The sequence below is a fragment of the Collimonas silvisoli genome, from assembly GCF_018305005.1.
Taxonomy (GTDB): Bacteria; Pseudomonadota; Gammaproteobacteria; order Burkholderiales; family Burkholderiaceae_D; genus Collimonas; species Collimonas silvisoli.
The window spans coordinates 1-1,372 of the sequence record NZ_JAGQEG010000216.1 but is presented as its reverse complement, the minus strand read 5'-3'; the positions used below and the strand labels follow the sequence as shown (position 1 = coordinate 1,372).

1 protein-coding gene is annotated in these 1,372 nt (G+C 51.7%); it reads left to right on the top strand.

Features of this window, described 5'->3' with window-relative positions; all coding sequences use genetic code 11:
- Nucleotides 1-469 precede the first annotated feature (469 nt).
- The coding region (locus tag KHU33_RS26065; protein ID WP_230414564.1) for an HlyD family secretion protein at nt 470-1,372 on the top strand (903 nt) is incomplete at its 3' end.

Below are 1,372 nucleotides of genomic sequence, written 5' to 3'. Positions count from 1 at the left end.
CAAAAAACCAATTCAAATAATAGCCCAGCAGCAAAGAAAATAGCAGTACCAAGTTCCGAACCTAGGCTATACATAATAATTGTCCCGATTAATGCTCCCAAAGTAATCAAGTGCTTCATGATTGTTCCTTAGCTATAAAAATGTATTCTGGAATTACGTGGAAGCATGCTGCCATAGAAGAGTTCAAGACGCAATATCCTATCTATGGGATGCCACGGTGAGGTGCTTCAATCAATTTAAAACGTTTAAAAAATCTAAAACCACCAGCTAAACAGCTTCCGCACACGGATTTTCCCTCTCTAGAAGATATTTTCGGTAAAAATCTTGTTTGCAGATATTGTATTTCCCTACTAAAAACAACATGTCTCTATTCCGCGATCAAGCCCTCGCCTCACAACAGACTAAGTGGCTTGGCGATATCGTTCTGATACGCCCAATTTCATTCACACTCCTGACGACATTCGCCGTTATGTTGGCGTCGATTGTCTGTGCATTTCTGGCATGGGGCAGCTACACCAAGCACAGCACCGTCAGCGGCCAACTGGTCCCTAATACCGGCTTGATCAAAGTCTACGCGCCGCAAACCGGCATCGTCATCGAGAAGCGCGTCAAGGAAGGTCAACAGGTTAAGTCCGGCGAGGTGTTGTATGTGCTGTCCAGTGAGCGCCAGAGCAGCACTCAAGGCGCCACTCAGGCCGCCATCAGCAGCCAGGTTGAACAGCGCCAGACCAGCCTGCGCGATGAAATGCAAAAGACCCGGCAATTGCAGCAGGAAGAGCGTGCCGGCCTGAATAATAAAATTGCTGGTCTCGGCAATGAGTTGGCCAAGTTGGACAGTCAGATCGTCGGGCAGCAGGATCGCGTTAAGCTGGCCCAAGAAACCTTGCAGCGTTACCAAGGCTTGCTGCAGCAAGACTACATCTCCAAAGAACAATTCCAGCAAAAACAGGAAGATCTGCTCGACCAGAAGAACCGTCAGCAAGGTCTTGAGCGTGATCGCATCAGTGTTGGCCGTGAGTTGTCAGCACAGCAGACCGAACTGAGCGGTCTGACGTTGAAGCATCAAAATCAGCTCGCGCAGATTGATCGCACACTCACCAGTACCGGCCAGGAACTGACGGAAAGCGAAGCCAAGCGCCGTATCGTCATTACCTCCCCAGAATCCGGCATCGCTACCGCGGTGATTGCCGACGCCGGCCAGGCGGTCGACGGCAACCGACAGCTGGTCAGTATCGTGCCGGCCGGCGCCACCTTACGCGCCGAGCTGTACGCGCCCAGCCGCGCCATCGGCTTTGTGCGTCCCGGCGACCAGGTGTTGATCCGTTACCAGGCTTATCCGTACCAGAAATTCGGCCACCAAAAAGGTGTGGTC